The 576-nt window shown below is 37.8% G+C and carries 1 pseudogene; it reads left to right on the top strand.

The annotated features are described in order from the left end of the window. Window positions 1-576, top strand: a pseudogene (locus ACJDTP_RS27430) (transketolase); the annotation flags it as partial.

Raw genomic sequence — 576 nt, 5'->3', positions numbered from 1 at the left:
TTTGATAAAGAAATGGCTACAAGAGAATCTTCAGGAATAATGATAAATAGATTGGCTAAACTAATTCCAAACTTTATCGGAGGATCAGCAGATTTAGCTCCGTCTAACAAAACTCATATGAACGATAGAGGAGATTTCTCAGCAGAAGATAGAAGCGGATCAAACCTTCACTTTGGGGTTAGAGAACATGCTATGGCAGCTATCGCTAACGGAATGTATGCTCATGGAGGACTTAAAGTATTCTGTGCAACATTCTTTGTATTCAGTGATTACATGAAGGGTGCTATGAGATTATCAGCTCTTATGAACCTTCCAGTAGCTTATGTATTAACACATGATAGTATTGGAGTAGGGGAAGACGGGCCAACTCATGAACCAATAGAACAATTAGCAGCTCTTAGAAGTATGCCAAATATGACAGTATTTAGACCTGCAGATTCAAAAGAAACTGCAGCAGCATGGTATTATGCTGTAACTAATGGAACCACTCCAACATCACTAGTATTAACAAGACAAAAGCTACCACTATATGATGGATGTCCTAAGAGAGCATTAAAGGGTGGATATATCTTAAAA

The sequence above is a fragment of the Candidatus Clostridium helianthi genome (assembly GCF_045310795.1).
GTDB classification, from domain to species: Bacteria; Bacillota; Clostridia; order Clostridiales; family Clostridiaceae; genus Clostridium; species Clostridium helianthi.
The sequence above is the reverse complement of the archived record's forward strand: the minus strand, read 5'-3'. Positions and strand labels throughout refer to the sequence as shown.